This is a genomic window from Arthrobacter sp. 01T428 (assembly GCF_056398685.1).
In genome coordinates this window covers 1-22,956 of the sequence record NZ_JBFTPW010000023.1, presented here as the reverse complement: position 1 = coordinate 22,956, position 22,956 = coordinate 1, and the positions used below count along the sequence as shown (strand labels likewise).

The window sequence follows — 22,956 nt, the reverse complement described above, 5'->3', positions numbered from 1 at the left end:
CCGCAATGTGCGAGGGCCTTCGGGCTACTTCTACGGTTCCAGCTACTCCGGCTTCGCTGCCGCTGCCTGCGGCTTGGCTTCAGGCTTGAAGTCGACTCCGGCTTCCTTGCGCTGCTGCGCCGTGATGGGCGCAGGAGCAGCGGTCAGGGGGTCGTAGCCGCCGCCGGACTTCGGGAAAGCGATGACGTCGCGGATCGAGTCCACGCCGGCCAGAAGGGCCACGACCCGGTCCCACCCGAAGGCCATGCCGCCGTGCGGAGGTGCGCCGTACTTGAATCCCTCGAGCAGGAAGCCGAACTTGGTCTGCGCGTCTTCCTTGTCCAGGCCCATGAGCTCGAAAACGCGCTCCTGGACATCGGCCTCGTGGATACGGATGGATCCGCCGCCGATTTCGTTGCCGTTGCACACGATGTCGTAGGCGTACGACAGGGCCGCTTCCGGGTCCTTGTCAAAGGAGTCCAGGAACTCGGGCTTCGGGGAGGTGAAGGCGTGGTGCAGGGCCGTCCACTGTCCGCCACCTACCGCGACGTCGCCGGAAGCGACGGCTGCGGCAGCCGGTTCGAACATCGGGGCGTCCACGATCCAGACGAAAGCCCAGTCCTTGGGATCGATCAGGCCGGTGCGGTGGCCGATCTCGACGCGGGCAGCACCCAGCAAGGCGCGGGATGGTGACTTCTCGCCGGCGGCGAAGAAGATGCAGTCGCCGGGCTTTGCGCCGACGGCGTCAGCCAGGCCGGCACGCTCGGCGTCCGTGAGGTTCTTGGCAACGGGGCCCGTGAGCTCGCCGTCTTCCTTGAACAACACGTAGGCGAGACCCTTGGCGCCACGCTGCTTGGCCCATTCCTGCCAGGCGTCCAGCGCGCGGCGGGCCTGCGAGGCTCCGCCTGGCATGACGACGGCGCCAACGTAGGGCGCCTTGAAGACGCCGAAGTTCGTGTCCTTGAAGAACTCCGTCAATTCAGTGAGCTCCAGGCCGAAGCGCAGGTCCGGCTTGTCGGAGCCGTACTTGGCCATCGCCTCGTGGTACGTCATGCGGCGGATCGGCGTCGGGATCTCGACGTCGATCAGCTGCCATAGTGCCTTGACGATGCCTTCGCCGAGCTCAATGATGTCGTCCTGGTCAACGAAGCTGGCTTCGATGTCGAGCTGGGTGAATTCCGGCTGGCGGTCCGCACGGAAGTCTTCGTCGCGGTAGCAACGGGCGATCTGGTAGTACTTTTCGAAACCGCCAACCTGGAGCAGCTGCTTGAAAAGCTGCGGGGACTGCGGAAGCGCATACCAGGAACCCGGTGCCAGACGCGCCGGAACCACGAAGTCGCGGGCGCCTTCCGGCGTCGAGCGCGTCAGCGTGGGAGTCTCGATCTCAACGTAACCCTGCTGGTGAAGCAGCTCGCGGGCCACGCGGTTCGCTTCGGAACGCAGGCGCAGGTTCCGGGCGGGGCCGGGGCGGCGCAGGTCAAGGTAACGGTGCTTGAGTCGCGCTTCTTCACCGACCTCCACGTGCTCGTCGATCTGGAACGGAAGGGGATCCGAAGTGTTGAGGATCACCACTTTCTCGGCGATGACCTCGATCTCGCCGGTGGCGAGGTGCGGGTTCTCGTTGCCCTCGGGACGCTTGCTGACGGTGCCCACGATCTGCAGCACGTATTCATTGCGCAGGCCGTGGAAGACCTCTTCCTCGCGGACAACCACCTGGGCGACACCGGACGCGTCACGCAGATCGACGAAGGCCACGCCACCGTGATCTCGGCGGCGGCCTACCCAGCCAGCCAGGGTGACGGTCTGTCCAATGTGCTCGGAACGCAGGGATCCGAGGTCATGTGTGCGCAGCACAGCATTCCTTTCAACATGATTTTCAGGACCATGACAAAACGATCCCGTTCGAGTTTACCCGTATGAACGAAGCGTGGCCCCACCGGGCGCGGCCCGCTCCCGCCCGGGCCCGCGGGGTTTTGCCTTGAGGCGCCGGTTCGTGGCTATCGCGTGGTGATGCGGACGTGGAGATCCTCGGGTGACGGCTCCCAGTTGGCCGGATCCGCGTCGACTTGCTCCCCGGTGCGGATGTCCTTCACTTGGTGCTTGCCGTCGTCGTCCGTGAACCAGACGAAAGGAATGCCGCGTCGGTCGGCGAATTTGATCTGCTTGCCGAACTTCTCGGCCTTCGCCGCAACTTCGGTGGCGATCCCCCGTCCACGCAGCTGGGCCGCCACATCCTGGGCCGCAGACCAGCTGTCGTCGTTGTTCAGCGCCACCAGGACTGCCGTGGGAACCGAGCGCGACGCCGTCGCGAATTCCTGGCTCAGGATGCGGGAGACCAGGCGGGTCACGCCGATCGACAGCCCGACGCCGGGGAACTTGCGGTTGCCCTTGCTGGCGAGGGCGTCGTAGCGGCCGCCGGAGCAAATGGAACCGAGTTGCTCGTGTCCCACCAGGACGGTTTCGACGACCGTACCGGTGTAGTAGTCGAGGCCGCGGGCGATGCTGAGGTCGGCAACAACTTTGCCGGGGGCGCGCTGCACGGCAGCCTCGATGACTTGTTCCAGCTCGCTGAGGCCCTCTTCAAGAAGCTCGTCCGATACGCCAAGCGCACGCACCTGCGCCACGAAGGACGTGTCCTCGGTGCGGATGCTGGCAAGCTTCAAAGCAAGCGCTGCCTGCTCATCCGTGGCGCCAAGCTCGCTCCTGAGCAATTCGGCAACTTTCGCTTCGCCGATCTTTTCGAGCTTGTCGATGCTTCGAAGCACGCCGGCAGTGTCGGTGAGGCCGATACCGCGGTAGAAGCCCTCGGCCAACTTGCGGTTGTTGATGCGCAGGCGGAAGTCCGGAATGGGAAGGGCGCTCAACGCTTCCGCGATGACGAGGGCGATCTCGACGTCGTAGCGGAAAGGCAGCTCGCCGTCGCCCACGACGTCGATGTCCGCCTGCGTGAACTCGCGGGCGCGGCCCTCCTGGGGCCGCTCCCCCCGCCACACCTTCTGGATCTGGTAGCGGCGGAACGGGAACGCCAGGTAGCCGGCGTTCTCGACGACATAGCGGGCAAACGGCACCGTGAGGTCGAAGTGGAGCGCCAAGGCGTTGGGATCTGCCTTGTCCGACTTTCCGCCTTCGCCGCCGTCCTCGTCTTCCTGCAGCCGGCTCAGTCCGTATACCTCTTTGTCTATCTCGCCCTTGCGGAGAAGCTGGCCGACGGTTTCGACAGCGCGCGTCTCGATGGAAGAGAAGCCGTGGAGTTCAAACGTCTTGCGCAACGTGTCCAGCACATGCAGTTCCACCAACCGTTCCTGGGGAAGCCACTCGGGGAATCCGGACAGGGAGGCGGTACGGGCCATGGTGGAAATTTCTCCTCAATGATTGCGCGGGCCGGACCCAGCGCCACGAACCACGGGCCGATTCGGCTCAGGATGGGCTGGCGTCCAGCCAGTCATGCATAAACTATGTGCGGCAGCCAGTTTATGCTTTCGGCGCCTGCACATCTAATGCGGGCGCCCGGGTTCGGCTTGCTTGCGAGGGAAGCTTGTCCAGACAACCAGGAGGACCATTGTCTACAAGGCCGCGGGACAACCGTGAAGCCAAACGGCGCATCAGGCAGATGGAAGCCAAGCGCGAGCTTCGGCGTGCACAGGGCAAGCGCCGCCGCCGGGACAATGTGATCGCGGTCAGCGTGGGTGCCGCCGCCCTGATTGCCGCCGTCGTGCTCCAACTCACGGTGTTCAACTCGAATCCGAGCGAATCGGAGTTCGCAGCGGCCCAAGCCGGGCTGAGTTCGCCGTCCGCCTCTGCCAACCCCTCCGCTTCGGCCGCGGCGACGGGCTCGAATAGCGCCGGCATTCCCAAAGCGGACACGGCCGCAGGTAAGACTTTCACTGGCCAGCTCAGCCTCAATGGAGGGACAGTCGGCGTCGAACTGGATGGCACAACAGCTCCCCAGGCCGCAGCAGTGTTCAAATCCCTCACTGACGCGAGTTATTACAGCGGCCTCAAGTGCCCTCGATTGACTACCGCCGACAATTTCTCGGTGCTGCAGTGCGGAGCCAAGGGGACGGACACCACAGACGACCCCAACTTCCACTGGGGACCACTTGAGAACACCCCGGCGAACAACACCTACCCGGCCGGAACCATCGCCGTCGCCAGGACCGGCAACAACGCCTATGGCAACGGGCACCAGTTCTTCATTGTGTACAAGGACACCGTCATTCCCCCGGACTCCGCCGGCGGGTACACGGTGGTCGGCAAGGTGACGAGCGGCATGGACGTGGTGACGAAGATCGCCCAAGCCGGTATTAATCCGGGGAGCAGCGCCACCGACGGCACCCCTGTGGCAGCTGTCACGATAGACTCGTTTTCTCTGAAGTAACTAGCCCGGACCATGGTCCACGGCGCATTACCTTAGTAATCCCTCCAAGCGAAAGACTTTTAGCGGTGACAGACAGTCAGAAATCCGACGAAACTGCAGTAGTGGCCAACGACGAAGAAACCCAGGCTCCCGTAGCTGAGCAGGCCGGCGTTGCGCCGGTTGCCCCGGTGGCCGACGCGGCAGAACCCGCGCCCAAGCCTGCCTCTCCGGCGCCACGTCCGGCCCCCTCGCATGCGCCTTCCCCCGCAGCATTTGCTGCCCGCCCCAAGGCAGCCGCCAGTGTCATTCCGGCCGCGCCGGCAGCCCAGCCTACGGCTGTGTCCCTGGCGGAAGCCGCCAAGTGGGGGCGCGCCGAGGGTGACGGCCACGTCTTCCTGACCATCGACGGCGAAGAGCAGCCGGTGGGACAGTACCCGGGAGTGAGCACCGACGAGGCGCTGGCATACTTCGCCCGGAAGTACGACGACGTTGTTGCGCAGATCGTTTTGATGGAACACCGCGTGGAGTCCAAGGCCCCGGCCACGGACATGCAGAAGACGGTCGAGCACCTGCGTGAGCAGCTGGCAGAGCGAAACATGGTGGGCGACATCCGCACTGCCGAGGCTCGACTCGATGCCTTGGCTGGACAGATTTCCGAGTTGGAGAAGTCCGAGAAAGCTGCACACGACGCCGCACGATCCGCGGAGCTCGCGGCACGCGAGGCGATCGTCGCCGAAGCCGAATCCATCGCATCCCAGGATCCGTCCCAGGTCCAGTGGAAGACGTCCAGCGCCCGCATGAACGAACTCTTCGAGAGCTGGAAGACAGCCCAGAAGAACGGCATCCGGCTTGGACGAAGCAACGAGGACGCGCTGTGGAAGCGGTTCCGCTCGGCCCGTACCGTCTTTGACCGCCACCGCCGTGCGTACTTCTCCCAATTGGACAGCACCAACTCGGCGGCCAAGGTCGCCAAGGAACAGCTGATCGTCGAGGCCGAAGCCCTCTCCAGTTCCACGGATTGGGGATTCGCCGCCGGCGAATACCGCCGTCTCATGGACCAGTGGAAGGCTACGCCTCGCGCCAGCCGCAAGGATGACGACGCCCTCTGGCTCCGTTTCCGTGCCGCGCAGGACGTATTCTTCAGCAACCGCCAGGCTGCCAACGACGAGATCGACCAGCAGTACACGGCAAACCTTGCCGTCAAGGAAGAGCTCGTTGTCGAGGCACAGGCCCTGCTGCCGATCACGGACCTCAATGCTGCCAAGAAGGCCCTGCAGTCCATCCGCGACCGCTGGGAAGAAGCCGGCAAGGTCCCCCGCGCCGACATGGGCAGGATCGAAGCCGGCCTTCGCAAGGTTGAGGACGCCGTCCGCGACGCCGAAGAGGACAAATGGCGCCGGAGCAACCCGGAGACGAAGGCCCGCACCAACAGCGCCTTGTCGCAGCTGGAAGCGGCTATCGCCGGCCTGAGGGAAGACCTGGAAAAGGCCGAAAAGGCCGGAGACCAGCGCCGCATCAAGAACGCCCGTGAGGCCCTTGAAGCACGAGAGGCCTGGCTTGACCAGATCCAGCGTTCGGCAAGCGATCTCGCGTAGTAGTAGTTGTAGTAGTTGTAGTAGTAGTAGAGCTTGAACCAACAGGCCCCGTGCCGGTTATCCACATAACCGACACGGGGCCTGTTCCCGTTGCGGCAGCCACGCGATGATTGCTGAATGGCCCCGAGATTACCGCCTCCGCAGCAACAGGACTTCCCTGCCCAAGAGCTGTACGCGCCCAGCCCGCAGTTCACGTGGGCCGAGCTTCAATCAATGGCTACGGACGGCGTGCTCACACCACTCTACGAGAAGAGTTTCACTCCCTCGGGGCTGGATGTCACGCCTCGGCTCCGAGCCCGCGCGGCCGCCCTGGTGGTTCCGGATCGCATTCGCAGGAAGGTCATCGCGGGGCGCATGACGGCGGCCTGGATTTACGGTTGCGCGGATGCCCCAGAGAGGCTTTCGCTTCTCGTGGACGCCAAACACCGTATATCGAGCTTGCGTTCGGCCCGCGGCTGTATCTTGCACGAAGTCCGTTTAGGCCAACTGGACGTGGTCAGCATCGGCGGGCTGCTCGTGACCAGTCCCCTGCGGACGGCCGTGGATGTGGCCCTACACGTAGAAGCCAGCAGGGCCTTGCCCGCACTGCGGATGCTGCTGTCCCGGGATGAATTGGGCGTCCGGCTGCGGCTCTTGACCCTCGCGGTGGAGGCGTCCACGAGGGTGCCCCACAAGAAAGCTGCACTGCGCAAGATTGCCGCGTTGGCTCGGACCGCTGACCCGCCGCCTTCCGACGTCTTGCCGCCTGAGGTAGCCGCCTGAGTTGCTAGGTTCAGCTTCTCCTGCGGTTGCCCGTGGTCCGGTAGACGTCAAAGACCCCGTCGATCCTGCGCACGGCACTGAGCACGTGGTGAAGGTACTTAGGATCGCCCATTTCGAACGCGAAGCGGGAGATGGCTACCCGGTCGCTGGAGGTGTGCACGGAAGCAGCCAGGATGTTGACGTGGTTTTCCGAAAGCACGCGGGTGACATCCGAAAGCAACGACTTCCGGTCCAAGGCTTCCACCTGGATCTCCACCAGGAAGACGCTGGATTGGGTCGGAGCCCATTCAACCTCGACGATGCGATCGGGCTGGTCACGGAGGTCCGAGACATTCGTACAGTCCGTGCGGTGTACCGACACCCCCGAGCCGCGGGTCACGAACCCGAGGATCGGATCAGGCGGTACAGGCGTGCAGCACCGGGCCAGCTTCACCCAGACATCTCCCACGCCGCGGACAATGACGCCGGAGTCCGAGTACCGGGTCTTCTGGAGTTGCGAGGGAATGCTGACTTCGTCGAGGTCCTCATCGGGCGTCTCATGCCCACCGAGGTGCTCCATGAGCTTTTCCATGACGGACTGCGCCGAAGTGTGCCCGTCTCCGACGCCGGCATACAGGCCGGAAATGTCGACGTAGTGGAATTCCTCGGCCACCGTGGACAAGGCGTCATGTGTCATGAGCCGTTGCAGGGGCAGGTTCTGCTTACGCATGGCGCGGGTCAGCTGGTCCTTGCCCCGCTCGATGGCCTCTTCGCGGCGTTCCTTGCTGAACCACTGCCGGATCTTGTTGCGCGCCCGGGCGCTTTTGACGAAATGCTGCCAGTCCTGGCTCGGTCCTGCGCCCTCGGCCTTGGAGGTGAAGATCTCCACCCAGTCGCCGTGATTGAGTTCGCTGTTGAGCGGAACCAGCTTGCCGTTGACGCGCGCACCGATGGTCCGGTGACCCACTTCGGTGTGCACCGCGTAGGCGAAGTCCACCGGTGTCGATCCTGCGGGAAGGGCCATGACCTCGCCCTTGGGGGTGAAGACGAACACTTCCCGGGCATTGATTTCAAAACGCAGCGAGTCCAGGAATTCGCCCGGATCCGATGTTTCCTGCTGCCAGTCGACCAGGGAACGCAACCAGCCCATGTCGCCGTCCTTGGGGCTCCCCGGACCTACGGCGGTCCGGTTGGGCTGGTCCTTGTACTTCCAGTGTGCCGCCACGCCATACTCGGCACGGCGATGCATTTCGTGGGTACGGATCTGGATCTCAACGGGCTTGCCCCCGGGCCCGATCACGGTGGTGTGCAAGGACTGGTACATGTTGAACTTCGGCATGGCGATGTAGTCCTTGAACCGTCCCGGAAGGGGGTTCCAGCGCGAATGCAAGGTGCCAAGAGCCGCGTAACAGTCACGGACGGAATCCACGAGGACACGCACGCCCATGAGGTCGTTGATGTCGTCGAAGTCCTTGTCCCGGACAATCATCTTTTGGTAGATCGAGTAGTAATGCTTGGGGCGGCCCGTGATGGTGGCCTTGATGCGGGCGACGCGCAGGTCTTCGGCAATCTGGTTGCGGATGACGCTCAGGCTCTTCTCGCGCTCTGGAGTGCGGTCCCCCACCATCCGGACGATTTCTTCATACACCTTCGGGTACAAGGCGGCGAAGGAAAGATCCTCAAGTTCCCATTTGATGGTGTTCATGCCAAGGCGGTGGGCCAGCGGTGCAAAGATCTCAAGTGTTTCGCGCGCTTTGCGGGCGGAAGATTCAGCGGAAACAAAGCGCCACGTACGGGCGTTGTGCAGCCGGTCCGCCAGCTTGATCATCAGTACCCGGATGTCCTTGGCCATGGCCACGACCATCTTGCGGACGGTCTCGGACTGTGCGGCCTCACCGAATTGGACTTTGTCCAGCTTGGTGACGCCGTCCACGAGCATTGCGACCTCGGGGCCGAAATCACGCGTCAGGTCAGCGAGGGTGTAGGGAGTGTCCTCGACGGTGTCGTGCAGGAGTGCAGCAGCAAGGGTTGTGCCTGTGAGGCCCAGCTCGGCCAGGATCGTGGCCACCGCAACGGGGTGGGTGATGTACGGATCGCCGCTCTTCCGCTTCTGGCCCTGGTGGCTGCGCTCTGCCACGGTAAAGGCCCGCTGGATGAGATCGAGGTCTTCTTTGGGGTTGTTGGCCCTGACGGTCCGCAGGAGCGGTTCGAGGATGGGCGAATAGGTGCTCGTGCCCCGTCCCGTCAACTTCGCCAGCCTGGAGCGCGTCCGCTCGCGTCGTCCAGGGAACGTCGGGCGCACGCCCGGGGAGTCCACGGGCACACCGTCCACGGTGCTTCCCGTAGCTGCAGTTGCGGTGCCGGGCACGCGGCTCAGGCCGTCCTCTCCGCCCGCCGGCGGCGCCGACGTCGTACGTTCCTCCACAAAAGCACCTCTCACGACTGACTTAATTCTCCCAGTCTATTCCCGCTGGTGAGCTCTCCAAGAACCGGTACCCAGATGACGGAGCCGGGAACGCAAAAGGGCCGGTCACCACTTTTCGGCGGTGACCGGCCCTTCAAGGGGGAACGAGGCTAAACGGCCGCTGCTTCCGAGTTCGCGCTGACGGCTGCCGCGCGCCGGGTCGCCACCTTCTTGGCCTGCTTCTGCAGCTCGGGTTCGCTCTGGCGCAGCCACGCGTAGAGCGGAGCCGCGATGAAGATCGTCGCCGCCGTACCGATCAGGATGCCGACGAACAGGGCGAGGGACAGGTCGCGGAGCGTGCCGGCGCCCAACAATCCGGCGCCGATGAACAGAATCGCGGCGACCGGCAATACTGCCACCATCATGGTGTTGATGGAGCGCACCAGGGTTTGGTTGACGGCAAGGTTGACCTCTTCGGCGAAAGTGCGCCGGCTGGAGGTCGCGATGTCCGAGGTGTTTTCACGGATCTTGTCGAAAACCACCACGGTGTCGTACAGGGAGTAGCTGAGGACCGTCAGGAAGCCGATGATGGCCGACGGTGTCACCTCGAAATCGCTCAAGGAGTAGACACCGGCCGTAGTGAACATCGTGACCAGCATGCCGGCAAGGGCAGAAACCGACATCTTCCAGGTGCGGAAGTACAACGCCATCAAAAGAGCGGCCAGCCCAACGAACACCGCGAGGCCGATCAGGGCCTGCTTGGTGACATCCTGCCCCCAGGTGGGGCCGATGAAGGTCGAGGTGACCTGGTTTTCGGTCACGCCGTAGGCCTTCGCGAGATCCGTCTTGATCTTGATGGTCTGGTCATCGCTGAGTTTGTCGGTCTGGATGCGCATAGTGCTGCCAGCGACGTTGGCGACGCGCGGAACGGCACCAGCAACGACGTCGTGGACTGCCTTCTCGCCCGGGGCGGATTCGGTGGTCTTCACGTTGGACACCGTGAACTCGGAGCCGCCCCGGAAGTCGATTCCGAGGTTGTACCCGCCCTTGACCACCGGCAGGAGGATGGAGATCGCCACCGCTACTGCGGCGATGATGAACCAGATCTTCTTGCTGGAAACGAAGTTGTAAGAACGCTTGCCCGTGTAGAGCTCGTTGCCGAACTTTGCGAAGCTCGTGGTCATTACTTCTCCTCCTTGGTGCCGTTGGAAGAACCAGTCAACTGGGCCTGCTTCTCGGCAAGCCGGCGTTCGGCGATGGTCATGCGGCGCTCGGCTTCAGCGGCAGCACCGGTGTTGCGGGCGCGCACGACGGCGGGCTTCTCCGTTGGCGTGCGGAGCCGGCCGGCACCGCGGTACAGCGGCACGGCGCCCAGTCGCTCAGGGTCGAGGCCGGAGAAGCGGTGCCCCTCGCCGAAGAACTTGGTCCGGGCCAGCACTTGGAGCGTGGGGTGCGTGAACATGAACACGACCAGGAGGTCTGCCAGCGCGGTGAGGCCAAGGGTGAAGGCGAAGCCGCGGACGTTTCCAACAGCGACGAAGTACAGCACCAAGGCCGCGAGCAGGTTGACGGCCTTGGACGCGAGGACCGTGCGCTTGGCGCGCTTCCAACCGTTAGCGACGGCGGACACGAGGCCCTTGCCCTCACGAAGTTCGTCACGGATGCGTTCGAAGTACACGATGAAGGAGTCGGCTGTCTGGCCAATGGCCACGATAAGACCTGCCACACCGGCAAGGGACAGCCGGTAGTTTTCAGTCCAGCCAAGGATCGCGATGGCTAGGTATGTCAGTCCACCAGCCACAACGAGCGAGAGGATGGTGACAAAGCCCAAGGCCCGGTACTGGAAGAGCGAATAGACCACCACGAGCAGGAGCCCGATCACACCGGCCATCAGGCCAAGACGAAGCTGCTCGCCACCGAGGGTGGCGGAAATCTGTTCCTCGGACTGAATATCGAAGCTGATGGGCAAAGCGCCGTAGCGAAGCTGGTCCGACAACGCCTGTGCCGAGGCCTGCGTGAAGTTACCCGTGATCTGCGGCTTGCCATCGGTAATGACTGCGAGGGCACGCGGCGCGGAAATAACCTGGTCATCCAGGACGATGGCGAACTGGGCCTTGGGGTCGTTGCCGCCCTGCGCCTGCGATGCCACGTAGAACTGGTTGAGCCTCTGCGTAACGTCCTTGAAGGTCTTGGTGGCGTTGGCATCGAACGTGATGGTCACGCCCCACGCATTGGTGACCGAGCCCTGCGCGCCCTGGACGGGATCGAAGGAGGACGACACGATGTCCTGGCCCTTCACTTCGACCGGGCCAAGGATGTACTTGACGGCAGGAGTCTTGGCCGTTGCCGGCTCGCAGGTCACCAGCGGCTTGGCGGGATCCGACCGCGGCTGCTTATCCTGGGCCGGGTTGACGCAGTCCAAGGCTTCGAAGGCCTTGTAGACGTCGGCTGTGACCCAGTTGCTGTCGCTGGCGTTGGTCGGCGCAGCGGTGGGCTTGGGCAGGCTCGCGTCCGGCGTGCGGGATGCGACCGGAACGGCCGCAGGGTCACCGGTGGTGATCACTGGGCGGAAGTTCATGTCGGCAGATGCCTGGATCAGGGCACGGGTTTCCGAACTTGGCGTACCGGGAAGGCTTACCACGACGTTACGGCCGGACTGCGTGGTGATTTCCGCTTCGGCGACACCGGAGCTGTCAACGCGTTGGCGGATAATCGCGACGGCCTGGTTCAACTGTTCTTCGTTGATGCCGGTTGATCCTTCGACCTTGGGCGCGAGAATCATTTGCGTGCCGCCCTCGAGGTCAAGCGCGAGCTTTGGGGCCCAGCTGGCGTGACCAGTGATGACGCCGCCACCGAGGACTGCTGTCAGTACAGCGAATATTGCGACAAGCCAGATCAGCACCCTGCGGGCTGCATTTTTGTGGCCGGTTCGTGCCATGTTCGATCTTCCTGTTGATGACGGAACAGCCGCCGACGTGCACGGGTGAGCGCAGGCCGGCGGCGATTCATTGCCGTAGAACTATTCCCGCTTGTAGAGCGGGTACGGGCTAGTTGTCCTTCTTGCCCTCGTCGTTGAGGCGCTTGAGGGTCTCGTCCGGGGTCTCCGCGGATGCAGATGCATCGGCATCCGCGGCCGTCAGCGACGACGCGTCGTCCGGAACGTCAACTGCGGCCTCCTCGGCGGGCTCAACGATCTTGGTGACGGCCTGGCGGTGCACCGTGGCGAGGTTGCCCGGGGACAGTTCCAGGACAACCTTGTTCTCGGCGTCGTCCATTGAGACGATTCGGCCGAACAGTCCGAAACTGGTCATGACGTCAACGCCGGGGGCAAACTGGGACTGCAGCTTGGCCTGCTGTTGCTGCGTCTTCTTGTTGCGGCGGAACATCATGAAGATGAAGACGCCGAGCATGGCGAACAGCAGGATTGTCATTGGATCCACAGGGAAGTTCCGTTCTTTACTTACGTTTTTGGTTTCACGGCCATGTCTGCCCGGTGGATCCGGCGGCCGTGGAGCTTTCGCCCACTTGGCCGCACAATGCTCCGACGGGCGGGCACAGAACCAAGGACTCGAACGTGCCGAGTGTCATACCAGTCTAGAGGGTTAAGCTGAATGGATCGTGCTAACGGCCGGTGTCGATGCTTTCCGCCCCGTTTTCGCTATCCTCGAACAACGCCAGCGGGTCCTGCCCGAACACTCCTGGCGGCACGGCGTATCCGAGGTGCGTCCAGGCTGACGCCATGGCAATCCTGCCGCGCGGCGTCCGTCCCAAGAGGCCTTCGCGCACCAGGTACGGCTCAGCGACCGTTTCGACGGTCTCCGGTTCCTCCCCCACGGCGATAGCGAGGGTGGAGAGCCCTACGGGACCGCCGTTGAACTTGAGGATCAGGGCTTCCAGCACAGCACGGTCCAGGCGATCCAAGCCACGCTGGTCCACCTCGTACATGTCCAACGCAGCGGAGGCGGCACGGGCATCGATTTGTTCGATGCCGTGAACCAAAGCCCAGTCCCGGACACGGCGAAGCAGCCGGTTGGCGATACGCGGGGTTCCGCGGGAACGGCCCGCAATCTCGCTGAAGCCGGCCGAGTTGACTTTCAGGTCAAGCAGTCCGGCCGAGCGGCGCAGTACGAGTTCCAGCTCCGCCACTGAGTAGAACTCCAGGTGCCCGGTAAAACCAAAGCGGTCACGCAGCGGTCCAGGCAGCAGGCCGGCCCGCGTGGTGGCGCCCACGAGGGTGAAAGGCGGCAGCTCAAGCGGAATGGCAGTGGCGCCTGCGCCCTTGCCCACCACGATGTCCACCCGGAAGTCTTCCATGGCCATGTACAGCATTTCCTCTGCGGGCCGGGACATCCGGTGGATTTCGTCGAGGAAGAGCACTTCGCCTTCAGAAAGCGAGGAGAGGATGGCCGCAAGGTCTCCGGCGTGCTGGATGGCCGGCCCGCTGCTGATGCGCAAGGGTGCGTTCATCTCGGCGGCGATGATCATGGAGAGAGTGGTCTTGCCGAGCCCAGGAGGGCCCGAAAGCAGGACGTGGTCCGCGCTGCGGCCGCGCATCCTCGAGGCTTCCAGCACGAGCGAGAGTTGCTTTCGGACACGGTGCTGGCCTACGAAGTCGTGGAGGTTCTTCGGGCGAAGTGCGGCTTCGATGATGCGCTCTTCGGGTTCCTCTCCCCCGGTAACGAGGGACTGCTCAGCCACGGCTGCCTACCCGGTTTCCGGCGCGGGCGCCGTCCTGCCCGAGCCAGCGAAGGGTTGCGCGCAGGATCTGGGCGACGTTGCCGGCGTCGGCAAGTTCCGGGGAATCGGCCATTGCCTTGTCGATGCTGCCGGCAGCGTCCTTCTCCGACCAGCCCAGGCTCGTCATTGCGGCGACCACCTGCGGCTTCCAGACAGACTCGGCCGCGACGGCGGGGGCGGCCCCGGGCGCGGTGCCGTGGGGAACGAGTTTGCCCGCCAGTTCCAGGACGATCCTGCCGGCCACTTTCGGGCCGATACCGGGGACCTTGGTGAATGACTTGGCATCGCCGGAATGCGCGGCCACCCGGATCGCCTCGGGCTCGTGGACGGCCAGGACTGCAAGGGCCAGGCGCGGCCCCACCCCGCTCACACTGAGCAGGACATCGAAAACTTCGCGTTCGTCGTCGTTCGAGAAACCAAAGAGCGTCAGGGAGTCCTCCCGGACGATCAACGAAGTGAACAGCTTCGCTTCCTCGCCGACGTGCAGGTGGCTGAGGGTTTGGGGCGTGGCGTAGACGCTCATACCGGCGCCGTTGAGATCGATGACGGCCGTGGAGAGACTGACGTGTGCCACGGTTCCGCGGAGAAAACTGATCAAGACCCGGCTCCTGAAGTACTGCCCCGCGCATGCTGCGCCGCGGGCTATCCGAACATATCTACGAATACCCTAGCAAGGGCCACCGACAATTACCGGGCGCGGCGCGCTTTCGCTTCGGCTTCAGCCCAGGCTCGCTGGGCGGGCGTCAATGCGCTGCTCCCCGGTCCGGTGGTGGCAACTGCGGCACCGCTGCCGGCCCGCCACGCGTGGGTGACAGCGAGGGCCAACGCGTCCGCGGCGTCGGCCGGGCGGGGCGGAGCGTCAAGACGAAGGATCTTGGTGATGAGTTTCGTCACCGCTTCCTTGTTGGAGGTGCCGCTTCCCGTCACGGCGGCTTTGACCTCCGACGGCGTGTGGAGCGCCACCGGGATGCCCCGCCGCGCGGCGGCCGCGATGACGACGCCGGATGCCTGGGCAACGCCCATGACCGTACTGACGTTCAACTGGGAGAACACCCGTTCGACCGCGAGAACGTCGGGTTTATAGAGGTCCAGCCATTCATCGATGGCCTTGGCTATGACCAGCAGTCGCTGGTCCAATGATTGCTCCGGGGAGGTTCCCACGACGCAGACAGCCACCATCGTGGCGCGGCGGTTCCGTTCGACGTCGACCACTCCGAAGCCGCAACGGGTGAGGCCCGGATCGACTCCCAATACGCGAAGAGTCAAGTCCGGGCCTCCCTGTTTGTTGTGAAGCTGTGTGGCAAGCGGGCGCTACTCGGCTTCGAGCGCAGCCTGGACTTCCTCGCTCATGTCCGCGTTGGTATAAACGTTCTGGACGTCGTCGAGATCTTCGAGGGCGTCGACGAGCTTCATGAACTTCTTGGCACCGTCAAGGTCCAGCGGCACCTGCATGGACGGGACGAATTCAGCTTCGTCCGTGTCGTATTCGATGCCGGCCTCCGTGAGGGCTTCGCGGATTGCCGGGAGATCGGTGGGTTCCGAGTGGATTTCCCAGTTGTCGCCGTTGTCCTTGACTTCTTCTGCGCCGGCGTCGAGCACTGCCATCAGGATGTCGTCTTCGCTGAGCCCGTTCTTGGGCAGGTTGACCACGCCCTTGCGGGTGAAGAGGTAGCTCACGGAGCCGGGATCGGCGATAGTGCCGCCGTTGCGGGAAATCGCCAGGCGGACCTCGGAGGCGGCACGGTTCTTGTTGTCCGTGAGGCACTCGATCAGGAGGGCGGAACCCTGCGGGCCGCGGGCCTCGTACATGATCTCCGTGTAGTCGACCACTTCGCCGGTGAGGCCGGCTCCGCGCTTGATGGCGCGGTCGATGTTGTCGGCGGGGACCGAGGTTTTCTTGGCTTTGGTCACAGCCAGTTCGAGGCTCGGGTTGCCGGCAAGGTCCGGTCCGCCCATGCGGGCCGCGACTTCGATGTTCTTGATCAGTTTGGCGAACGACTTGGCCCGGCGGCTATCGAGGATGGCCTTCTTGTGCTTGGTCGTCGCCCATTTGGAGTGGCCTGACATGCTTTAAACTTCCCCTCTGATCATTCGAATAAACAATTCATGCACACGCTTCTCCCCAGTCACTTCCGGGTGGAAGGAGGTGGCCAGCAACCGACCTGAGCGCACTGCAACAATTCTAGCCAACCCGTGCAAAGTGTCCGTGTGGGTCGCTTTGCCCGGTTCCACCTGCGCAAGGATTTCGACGCCGGGTCCGACCCGTTCCACCCACGGTCCGCGGATGAAGACGGCGTGGACGGGGTCGACGCCGGACTCGCCTGCGCTGAACTCGAGGCCCTTGAAGTCAAGATCGGTTTCGAAGGACTCGCGCTGCCGGCCGAAGGCATTGCGACGGACCGTGATGTCCAATCCACCGAAAGTCTGCTGCGGATTTCCGGCAAGGTCCGTGGCGGGATCGGCGATGTCGTCCGCCAGCAGGATCATGCCGGCGCAGGATCCATACACCGGCAGCCCGGACGCGATCTGCTTGCGGATGGGATCGGCGAGTTCGAAGATGCGCGCCAGCTTGTCGATGGTAGTCGACTCGCCGCCGGGAATGATGAGGCCGTCAATGTCGTCGAGCTCCGCCGGACGCCGGATGCCGACGCCGGTGGCACCGGCCGCTTCGACAGCGTGGATGTGCTCACGAAAATCGCCTTGTAGTGCGAGGACGCCGATGCGCAGGCCCGCGCCCACGCTTGATGACGCCTCGGAAGGGGGATTGGTCATTCGACCATCATAATGCGCTGCCACTGCCGGGCTTGCGCCTGCAACCCGATCGCGGCTTTACGGCACGTGGTTTATGCACCAACTGGGATATATTACAGAGCATGTTTTCGTTCACCGTTCCACTCGGCAAGCTGGTCCGTGCTGTGTCCCGGCTGCGCGGCGGGGGTTCGGCTTTGCCCGGCCTCGTGGTCGAGAAGATCGACCCCGGCTTCATGCAGAGGACGCTGTCCTCGCTCCCCCACGGTGTGGCGGTGGTGAGCGGAACCAACGGCAAGACGACCACCACAAAAATGGTGGTGGAGCTCCTGGAGAGCCAGGGCTTGAAGGTCTTCACCAACCGGACAGGCAGCAACTTCACCCGTGGCGTTGCGGCCGCTCTCCTGGGTGAGGTGGACTGGCGCGGCAGGTTGGACGCCGACGTCGCGGTGTTGGAACTCGACGAGGCACACGCCGTGCATTTCGTGAACAAGGTGCCGCCGCGCTATTGCCTTCTCCTCAACGTCCTGCGCGACCAACTGGACCGTTTCGGCGAAATCGACACCACGGCGCTACTCCTCCAGCGCATCGCCGAGCGAACCACCGGGACCGTGGTCCTGAACCGCGAGGATCCCCGGGTCGCCCGTATTGCCGGAGCCGTGAGCGGCCCCGAGGTGCTCTACTTCGGATTGGACGAATCGCTCCGCAGCACCTTCCCGAACGACGACGACATGCGGGCCGCGGCTCCGGAAACCAGCCCCCGCGGTGAGGTCCCCGCATCCCCGGCGGCCGACGTCGTGCTCCGCCGGGTCGGTACCGACGACGCCGACTTCGAGTTCGACGGAACCCTTGTGTCCACCTACATGAAACTCCGTGGCGTCTACAACATCTTCAATGCCGCGGCCGCGTTGGTCCTCGCCAGGAGCATCACCGGGGCAAGCGGGAGGCCCGGCGACTCCGCCAAGCTGGTCAAGGCGCTCTCCGAAGTGGCTCCGGCGTTTGGCCGCGGGGAGAGCCTGACGGTGGACGGCCAGCCTTTTGAGTTGGTCCTCGTGAAGAACCCGAGCGGTTTCCGCCTGGGCCTGAAGTCTTTCCCGGCGAAGGGCTACGCGTCCATGATCGCCATCAATGACAACTATGCCGACGGCCGGGACATGTCGTGGCTTTGGGACGTTGAATTCGACTCCCTGCGCGAGGACGGTGTCGAGGTCGTCACCGGCGTCCGTGCCTATGACATGGCACTGCGCCTCCAGTACGACGAGGTCCGCTTCGGCTCAGTGGACACCGACATCACTGCGGCCTTGGCCGAATTCATCCGGGGTTCGGCCGGCAAACCGAAACGCGTATTCTGCACGTACACCGCGATGTTGGCCATCCGGCGCGAACTCTCCAAAATCACCACAGTAGAGGTGGTCTCATGACCCCGGCCGAAGGTACCGCACACACTAGCAAAGGCACCATCCGGGTCCTGCAGCTGTACCCCCGTGACATGAACATCTACGGGGACTGGGGCAATGCGCTCGTCTTGCGGCAGCGCCTGCTCTGGCACGGTTACACGCCCGAGCTCCTTGAATACAATGTGGGCGACGACTTCCCCGAAGATGTCGATCTCATTGTGGGCGGTGGCGGCCAGGACAGCGGCCAGGTAGTCATCCAGGACGATCTCCAGTCACGCGGCGAGCAACTGCGCGGGATGGCCGAGGACGGAACGCCCATGCTGGTCATTTGCGGGCTCTACCAGCTTTTCGGCAAGTTCTTCAAGACGAAGAGCGGACCTGTTATCCCCGGTATCGGCATCCTTGACGTCGAGACCATCGGTACGGACGAACGCCTCATCGGAAACGTCACGCTCACTTCACCCGAGTTCGGTGAAATCATGGGTTACGAAAACCACAGCGGACAGACCTCCCTGGGTGCCGGCGTCGAGCCGCTCGGCACCGTGTCCAAGGGCGCCGGCAACAACAGCAAAGACAACCACGAAGGCGCCAGGCACCGGAATGTGGTTGCCAGCTACTTGCACGGTTCCCTGTTGCCCAAGAATCCGGCCATCGCCGATTTCCTGATCCGGACCGCCGTCGAACGCAAGTACGGTACTTTCGTCCCCGGAACGCCCGACGACGACTTTGCCCGCCTCGCGCGCGAACACGCGGCGCGGCGGCCGCGCTAACACGGGGAAAACCGTTGTGGGCGGGGCCCCTGCATGAAAGGGTTGCTTCATGACGAACCCTCTCTTGGAGCCGAGTACCCTTCCCTTCGGCTTGCCGCCCTTCGCAAAGATCCAGGACAGCCACTTCGCCGAAGCCGTGGATGCGGGCCTCGTTGAGCACCTGGCCGAGATCCAGTCCATCGTCGACAACCCGGAGCCCGCATCCTTCGAAAACACGGCGGTCGCGATGGAACGCTCCGGCCGCCTGCTGGAGCGGGCAGCAGCGGCCTTCTTCACATTGGTTTCCGCCGACGCCTCGGAGGCCATCCGCGAACTCGAAACCGAGCTGTCTCCCCGGTTCGTGAGCCATCAGGACGCGGTCTATCTCAACCGCGGACTGTACGAGCGATTCGCGGCCGTAGACACTTCAGGACTTGATGACGAAGCCACCCGCCTGGTGCAGGAGTACCTTCGGGAATTCCGCCAGTCGGGGATCCAGCTCGACCCGGCTGACCAGGAAAAACTCAAGAGCCTCAACGCGGAACTCTCCCGATTGGGAACGGAGTACGGGCAACGGGTCAAGGAAGCCATGAAGGCGGCCGCCCTGGTGGTGGATGACGCCACAGAACTTGCCGGCCTGCCGGCGGACGACATCGCCAGTGCTGCGGAGGCCGCACGCACTGCCGGGCACGAGGGAAAATACCTCCTGACCCTCATACAGCCGAGCAACCAGCCTGCTTTGGCTTCTTTGCAGAACCGCGAGCTCCGCCGTCGCCTGTTTGAGGCGTCCGTTGCGAGGGGAAGCGACGGCGGCAGCCTGGACGTCCAGGAACTGGTGAAGGCGATGGTGCGTTTGCGGGCCGAGAAGGCGACACTCCTCGGGTTCGGCAACTACGCCGAAATGGTCATGGACCGCCAGACCGCCCCCGATTTCGCGGCCGTGCAAGCGATGCTCAACCGACTTGCTCCGGCCGCCATCCGCAACGCCGACGCAGAAGCGGCTGCCCTGGCGGAGAGCGCAGGGCACCCATTGGAAGCATGGGACTGGGCGTACTACTCCTCGAAGGTCCGGCGGGAGCGCTACGAAGTGGACGAACAACTCCTTCGGCCCTATTTCGAATTGGACCGGGTACTCGTGGACGGCGTGTTCTTCGCAGCCACGAGCCTCTTCGGTATTACTTTCCACGTGCGGAATGACCTTGAGGGGTACCACCCCGATGTCCGCGTCTGGGAGGTGCGAAACGGAGACGGCTCCGAGCTTGGTCTCTTCCTGGGCGACTACTACGCGCGGGACTCAAAGCGCGGCGGCGCCTGGATGAACTCGCTCGTCGAACAATCAGCACTCCTGGGTAACAAGCCGGTGGTGATCAACAACCTGAACATCTCCAAACCGCCGGCCGGAGAACCCACCCTGCTTACCCTGGACGAGGTCCGGACCACGTTCCACGAGTTCGGCCATGCCTTGCACGGACTCTTCTCCAACGTCATGTATCCCCGGTTTTCCGGCACCTCGGTCCCCCGGGACTTCGTGGAGTATCCGTCGCAGGTCAACGAGATGTGGATCATGTGGCCCGAGATTATCGGTAACTACGCCCGGCATCACGCGACTGGCGAAGCGCTTCCCCAGGACATCATCGACCGCCTCAACGAGTCCAAGCTTTGGGGCGAAGGCTTCGCCACGACGGAATACCTCGGCGCCGCCCTTTTGGACCTGGCCTGGCACGTGCTGGACGTCGACGGCGTTCCTCAGGACGCGCTGGACTTCGAAGCCAAGGCATTGGCTGCTGCAGGCGTGGCGCACTCCCTCATTCCGCCCCGGTACCGCACGGGGTACTTCCAGCACATCTTCGCCGGGGACTTCTACGCCGCCGGGTACTACTCGTACATCTGGAGTGAAGTGCTGGACGCGGAAACGGTGGACTGGTTCACGGAAAACGGCGGGCTGCTGCGCGAGAACGGCGAACGATTCCGCTCGGAGCTGCTCTCCCGTGGCAACAGCCGCGATCCGTTGGAATCATTCCGCACGCTCCGCGGCCGCGACGCCTCCCTCGAGCCGCTCCTCAAGCGCCGCGGCCTCGAATAGCTGCTGGGCCGCCCCAACTGACTCGCAGTTAATGTCGTTATGGAGCCTCATAACGACAACAACTGGGAGTCAGTTGGGTTAACGCACGACGCCGGCCGGTCACCGAAGAAGGTGACCGGCCGGCGTCGTACTTAGCGGGAGAGCGATGCGATGGACGGTGCGACCCGCCAACGCAAGGCGCCGGGCGGTGTGATCCGGCAGCCTGCGTAAAAGGGCCCCCGCCCCGAGCCGCGGCAGCGAGTCGCGGGGAATAGCAGGCCGAGGATCAGCGCCGTCCGGCGCCAACAAACCGCGCCGTCTGGCGCGTCGGCTTAACGAAGACCTACCAGCCGCGCTCGGCGAGGCGGTGGGGTTCGGGGATTTCCTCGACGTTGATGCCCACCATGGCTTCGCCCAGGCCGCGGGAGACCTTGGCGATGACGTCGGGGTCGTCGAAGAAGGTGGTGGCCTTCACGACGGCGGCGGCACGCTGGGCCGGGTTGCCGGACTTGAAGATGCCCGAACCGACGAACACGCCGTCCGCACCGAGCTGCATCATCATCGCAGCGTCGGCCGGGGTGGCGATGCCGCCGGCAGTGAACAGCACGACGGGGAGCTTGCCGGTCGCGGCAACTTCCTTGACGAGCTCGTACGGGGCCTGCAGTTCCTTGGCCGCAACGTAGAGTTCGTCCTCGGGCAGTGTGGAGAGGCGGAGGATCTCGGCGCGGATCTGGCGCATGTGGGTGGTGGCGTTGGAGACGTCCCCGGTGCCGGCCTCGCCCTTGGAGCGGATCATGGCCGCGCCCTCGTTGATACGGCGCAGCGCCTCACCCAGGTTGGTGGCACCACAGACGAAGGGAACGGTGAAGTTCCACTTGTCGATGTGGTGGGTGTAGTCGGCCGGGGTCAGGACCTCGGACTCGTCGATGTAGTCAACACCGAGGGACTGCAGGACCTGTGCCTCGACGAAGTGGCCGATGCGGGCCTTGGCCATGACGGGGATGGACACGGCGGCAATGATCTGGTCGATCATGTCAGGGTCCGACATGCGGGACACGCCGCCCTGGGCGCGGATGTCGGCGGGAACGCGCTCGAGCGCCATGACGGCCACGGCACCGGCATCTTCGGCGATGCGGGCCTGCTCGACGTTGACGACGTCCATGATGACGCCGCCCTTGAGCATCTCGGCCATGCCGCGCTTGACGCGGCTGCTGCCCGTAACGCTGGCTGCGGACGAACCGGCTTCGTTGCTTACATCAGGTGTAGACACAAAAACCCCTATGGGTAGATAGAAGACCTTGGCCGGGGCGCAGGCGGACGGGGGCCACACACAGCGCGCACCGGATTTCCAGGTCACATTGACCAAGTAACTTCAATACTAGTCCCCCGCGCTGTGACCGTCGTACTTGATTACCAGCCCCGGCCACGCGTTCGCGCCGGCACCGGTAGGCGTCGCGCACCGGGTGATATTGGTCCCGCGTGTCGCGGATACTTCAGGTGCATTGACGGCAGCAAGTTGGTGGGCGGATTGACGGCGCGGGAATCTGTCTTCTGCAATTGTGAGTGCAGCGCCGGCCCGATCGCCGAGGCGATCCGGGTTCATTGAGAGCTCAGCACCTGATTCTTGGGACGTGTTTTCCTTGTTTCGCTTGTCGCGACCCCGAACGCCGGTGCGGGAGGTAAAAATGTCCGACCCCCGTGACAGGGTTTATTCATGGAAGGCATCGGTCAACTCGTCGCACCTCGGGCGGCCGCGCCCGACGGCGGGATCCCGTCGCCGGGACGCCTGTCCCGCCGGCTGAAGCCCGTCCCCGCCCGGCATGCGCAGTTCCAATTCGCAGCGCAGTTCCAAAACCCTTCCCAGTTCCAAAACCCGGCCCAGCTCCAAAACCCGGCCCAGTTCCAAAACCCTTCCCAGGTCCGAAACCCGGCCGCCGTGCCGTCCGCCGCGGGTGGCCTTGATCTGGCGGTCGCGGCGATGGATGCGCTGCGCTCAACCGCCGTCGCCGACGCCCGCTCGTTCGGTTTCCTTGATGCGGCGGATTTCGCCGGCACGGTCGAAGAGATCTCCCGGACGGTCGAGTTCCTGCAGCTCGTCGCGGCCCACGCCGTGGAACGGACACGCCGCGAAGCCCAGGCCGCCCGCCGGCCGTCCGCGGCGCCGGGCTGGCGGACTGGCTGGACCGA

18 protein-coding genes and 1 pseudogene are annotated in these 22,956 nt (G+C 64.1%); 7 read left to right on the top strand and 12 right to left on the bottom strand.

Features of this window, described 5'->3' with window-relative positions; genetic code table 11:
* Nucleotides 1–42 precede the first annotated feature (42 nt).
* The gene (gene aspS, locus AC1DJB_RS19805) at nucleotides 43–1,833 is read right to left on the bottom strand and encodes an aspartate--tRNA ligase (protein ID WP_306959769.1); all 1,791 of its coding nucleotides are present in this window, start codon (nucleotides 1,831–1,833) and stop codon (nucleotides 43–45) included.
* Between the two features lie 143 nt (nucleotides 1,834–1,976).
* Nucleotides 1,977–3,329 (bottom strand): histidine--tRNA ligase, encoded by a 1,353-nt coding sequence (gene hisS / locus AC1DJB_RS19800; RefSeq protein WP_441433559.1) that lies wholly within the window; start codon nucleotides 3,327–3,329, stop codon nucleotides 1,977–1,979.
* Between the two features lie 260 nt (nucleotides 3,330–3,589).
* Between hisS and AC1DJB_RS19795 the strand changes: the two genes are divergently transcribed.
* The 3 genes from AC1DJB_RS19795 (at nucleotide 3,590) to AC1DJB_RS19785 (ending at nucleotide 6,693) form a co-directional block, all read left to right on the top strand.
* Nucleotides 3,590–4,357, top strand: coding sequence for a peptidylprolyl isomerase (locus AC1DJB_RS19795; RefSeq protein ID WP_370872108.1), 768 nt, complete (start codon nucleotides 3,590–3,592; stop codon nucleotides 4,355–4,357).
* 65 nt (nucleotides 4,358–4,422) lie between these two features.
* A complete protein-coding gene (locus AC1DJB_RS19790) occupies nucleotides 4,423–5,931 on the top strand; it encodes a DUF349 domain-containing protein (RefSeq protein WP_441433558.1) in 1,509 nt (502 codons plus the stop codon).
* 117 nt (nucleotides 5,932–6,048) lie between these two features.
* A complete protein-coding gene (locus AC1DJB_RS19785) occupies nucleotides 6,049–6,693 on the top strand; it encodes a type IV toxin-antitoxin system AbiEi family antitoxin (protein WP_441438260.1) in 645 nt (214 codons plus the stop codon).
* A 10-nt stretch (nucleotides 6,694–6,703) separates the two neighbouring features.
* Here AC1DJB_RS19785 and AC1DJB_RS19780 read toward each other — a convergent pair whose 3' ends face one another.
* From AC1DJB_RS19780 to pdxT, 9 genes are all read right to left on the bottom strand, one after another.
* Nucleotides 6,704–9,097, bottom strand: coding sequence for a RelA/SpoT family protein (locus AC1DJB_RS19780; RefSeq protein WP_272909578.1), 2,394 nt, complete (start codon nucleotides 9,095–9,097; stop codon nucleotides 6,704–6,706).
* A gap of 149 nt (nucleotides 9,098–9,246) precedes the next feature.
* On the bottom strand, nucleotides 9,247–10,260 hold the full coding sequence (gene secF / locus AC1DJB_RS19775) for a protein translocase subunit SecF (RefSeq protein ID WP_284989261.1): 1,014 nt from the start codon (nucleotides 10,258–10,260) through the stop codon (nucleotides 9,247–9,249).
* Nucleotides 10,260–12,014 (bottom strand): protein translocase subunit SecD, encoded by a 1,755-nt coding sequence (gene secD / locus AC1DJB_RS19770; RefSeq protein WP_284989260.1) that lies wholly within the window; start codon nucleotides 12,012–12,014, stop codon nucleotides 10,260–10,262. The genes secF and secD overlap by 1 nt, the downstream gene beginning before the upstream one ends.
* A 109-nt stretch (nucleotides 12,015–12,123) precedes the next feature.
* Nucleotides 12,124–12,507, bottom strand: coding sequence for a preprotein translocase subunit YajC (gene yajC, locus AC1DJB_RS19765; RefSeq protein ID WP_059389206.1), 384 nt, complete (start codon nucleotides 12,505–12,507; stop codon nucleotides 12,124–12,126).
* Nucleotides 12,508–12,697: 190 nt separating this feature from the next.
* Nucleotides 12,698–13,774 carry a Holliday junction branch migration DNA helicase RuvB gene (ruvB, locus tag AC1DJB_RS19760; RefSeq protein ID WP_284989259.1) on the bottom strand — a complete coding sequence of 359 codons (1,077 nt, stop codon included), beginning with the start codon at nucleotides 13,772–13,774 and terminating at the stop codon, nucleotides 12,698–12,700.
* The gene (ruvA, locus tag AC1DJB_RS19755; protein WP_284754937.1) at nucleotides 13,767–14,411 is read right to left on the bottom strand and encodes a Holliday junction branch migration protein RuvA; all 645 of its coding nucleotides are present in this window, start codon (nucleotides 14,409–14,411) and stop codon (nucleotides 13,767–13,769) included. Before ruvA ends, ruvB begins: the two co-directional genes overlap by 8 nt.
* 89 nt (nucleotides 14,412–14,500) lie before the next feature.
* Nucleotides 14,501–15,079, bottom strand: coding sequence for a crossover junction endodeoxyribonuclease RuvC (gene ruvC, locus AC1DJB_RS19750; protein ID WP_441433556.1), 579 nt, complete (start codon nucleotides 15,077–15,079; stop codon nucleotides 14,501–14,503).
* A gap of 45 nt (nucleotides 15,080–15,124) precedes the next feature.
* Nucleotides 15,125–15,880, bottom strand: a complete 756-nt coding sequence (locus AC1DJB_RS19745) for a YebC/PmpR family DNA-binding transcriptional regulator (RefSeq protein ID WP_307053979.1) — start codon at nucleotides 15,878–15,880, stop codon at nucleotides 15,125–15,127.
* A 3-nt stretch (nucleotides 15,881–15,883) separates the two neighbouring features.
* A complete protein-coding gene (gene pdxT / locus AC1DJB_RS19740; protein WP_059390283.1) occupies nucleotides 15,884–16,585 on the bottom strand; it encodes a pyridoxal 5'-phosphate synthase glutaminase subunit PdxT in 702 nt (233 codons plus the stop codon).
* Between the two features lie 101 nt (nucleotides 16,586–16,686).
* Here pdxT and AC1DJB_RS19735 point away from each other — a divergent pair, with 101 nt between their 5' ends.
* The 3 genes from AC1DJB_RS19735 to AC1DJB_RS19725 are packed head-to-tail and all read left to right on the top strand — an operon-like array spanning nucleotide 16,687 to nucleotide 20,790.
* A complete protein-coding gene (locus tag AC1DJB_RS19735; RefSeq protein WP_307053978.1) occupies nucleotides 16,687–17,982 on the top strand; it encodes a Mur ligase family protein in 1,296 nt (431 codons plus the stop codon).
* Nucleotides 17,979–18,728, top strand: coding sequence for a type 1 glutamine amidotransferase (locus AC1DJB_RS19730; RefSeq protein WP_284989256.1), 750 nt, complete (start codon nucleotides 17,979–17,981; stop codon nucleotides 18,726–18,728). Before AC1DJB_RS19735 ends, AC1DJB_RS19730 begins: the two co-directional genes overlap by 4 nt.
* 49 nt (nucleotides 18,729–18,777) lie before the next feature.
* Nucleotides 18,778–20,790 carry a M3 family metallopeptidase gene (locus tag AC1DJB_RS19725; protein WP_476910750.1) on the top strand — a complete coding sequence of 671 codons (2,013 nt, stop codon included), beginning with the start codon at nucleotides 18,778–18,780 and terminating at the stop codon, nucleotides 20,788–20,790.
* Between the two features lie 322 nt (nucleotides 20,791–21,112).
* Here AC1DJB_RS19725 and pdxS read toward each other — a convergent pair whose 3' ends face one another.
* Entirely contained in the window at nucleotides 21,113–22,039 is a 927-nt protein-coding gene (gene pdxS / locus AC1DJB_RS19720; protein WP_441438258.1) for a pyridoxal 5'-phosphate synthase lyase subunit PdxS, read from the bottom strand.
* A gap of 444 nt (nucleotides 22,040–22,483) precedes the next feature.
* Here pdxS and AC1DJB_RS19715 point away from each other — a divergent pair.
* Nucleotides 22,484–22,956 (top strand): annotated as a pseudogene (locus tag AC1DJB_RS19715) (HNH endonuclease signature motif containing protein); the annotation flags it as partial.

Bases quoted from the DNA above. Each gene is read 5' to 3' on its own strand.
- hisS (WP_441433559.1), bottom strand. From the start codon at position 3,329: ATGGCCCGTACCGCCTCCCTGTCCGGATTCCCCGAGTGGCTTCCCCAG.
- AC1DJB_RS19795 (WP_370872108.1), top strand. From the start codon at position 3,590: ATGGAAGCCAAGCGCGAGCTTCGGCGTGCACAGGGCAAGCGCCGCCGC.
- AC1DJB_RS19785 (WP_441438260.1), top strand. From the start codon at position 6,049: ATGGCCCCGAGATTACCGCCTCCGCAGCAACAGGACTTCCCTGCCCAA.
- secF (WP_284989261.1), bottom strand. From the start codon at position 10,260: ATGACCACGAGCTTCGCAAAGTTCGGCAACGAGCTCTACACGGGCAAG.
- secD (WP_284989260.1), bottom strand. From the start codon at position 12,014: ATGGCACGAACCGGCCACAAAAATGCAGCCCGCAGGGTGCTGATCTGG.
- yajC (WP_059389206.1), bottom strand. From the start codon at position 12,507: ATGACAATCCTGCTGTTCGCCATGCTCGGCGTCTTCATCTTCATGATG.
- AC1DJB_RS19745 (WP_307053979.1), bottom strand. From the start codon at position 15,880: ATGTCAGGCCACTCCAAATGGGCGACGACCAAGCACAAGAAGGCCATC.
- pdxT (WP_059390283.1), bottom strand. From the start codon at position 16,585: ATGACCAATCCCCCTTCCGAGGCGTCATCAAGCGTGGGCGCGGGCCTG.
- AC1DJB_RS19735 (WP_307053978.1), top strand. From the start codon at position 16,687: ATGTTTTCGTTCACCGTTCCACTCGGCAAGCTGGTCCGTGCTGTGTCC.
- AC1DJB_RS19730 (WP_284989256.1), top strand. From the start codon at position 17,979: ATGACCCCGGCCGAAGGTACCGCACACACTAGCAAAGGCACCATCCGG.
- AC1DJB_RS19725 (WP_476910750.1), top strand. From the start codon at position 18,778: ATGACGAACCCTCTCTTGGAGCCGAGTACCCTTCCCTTCGGCTTGCCG.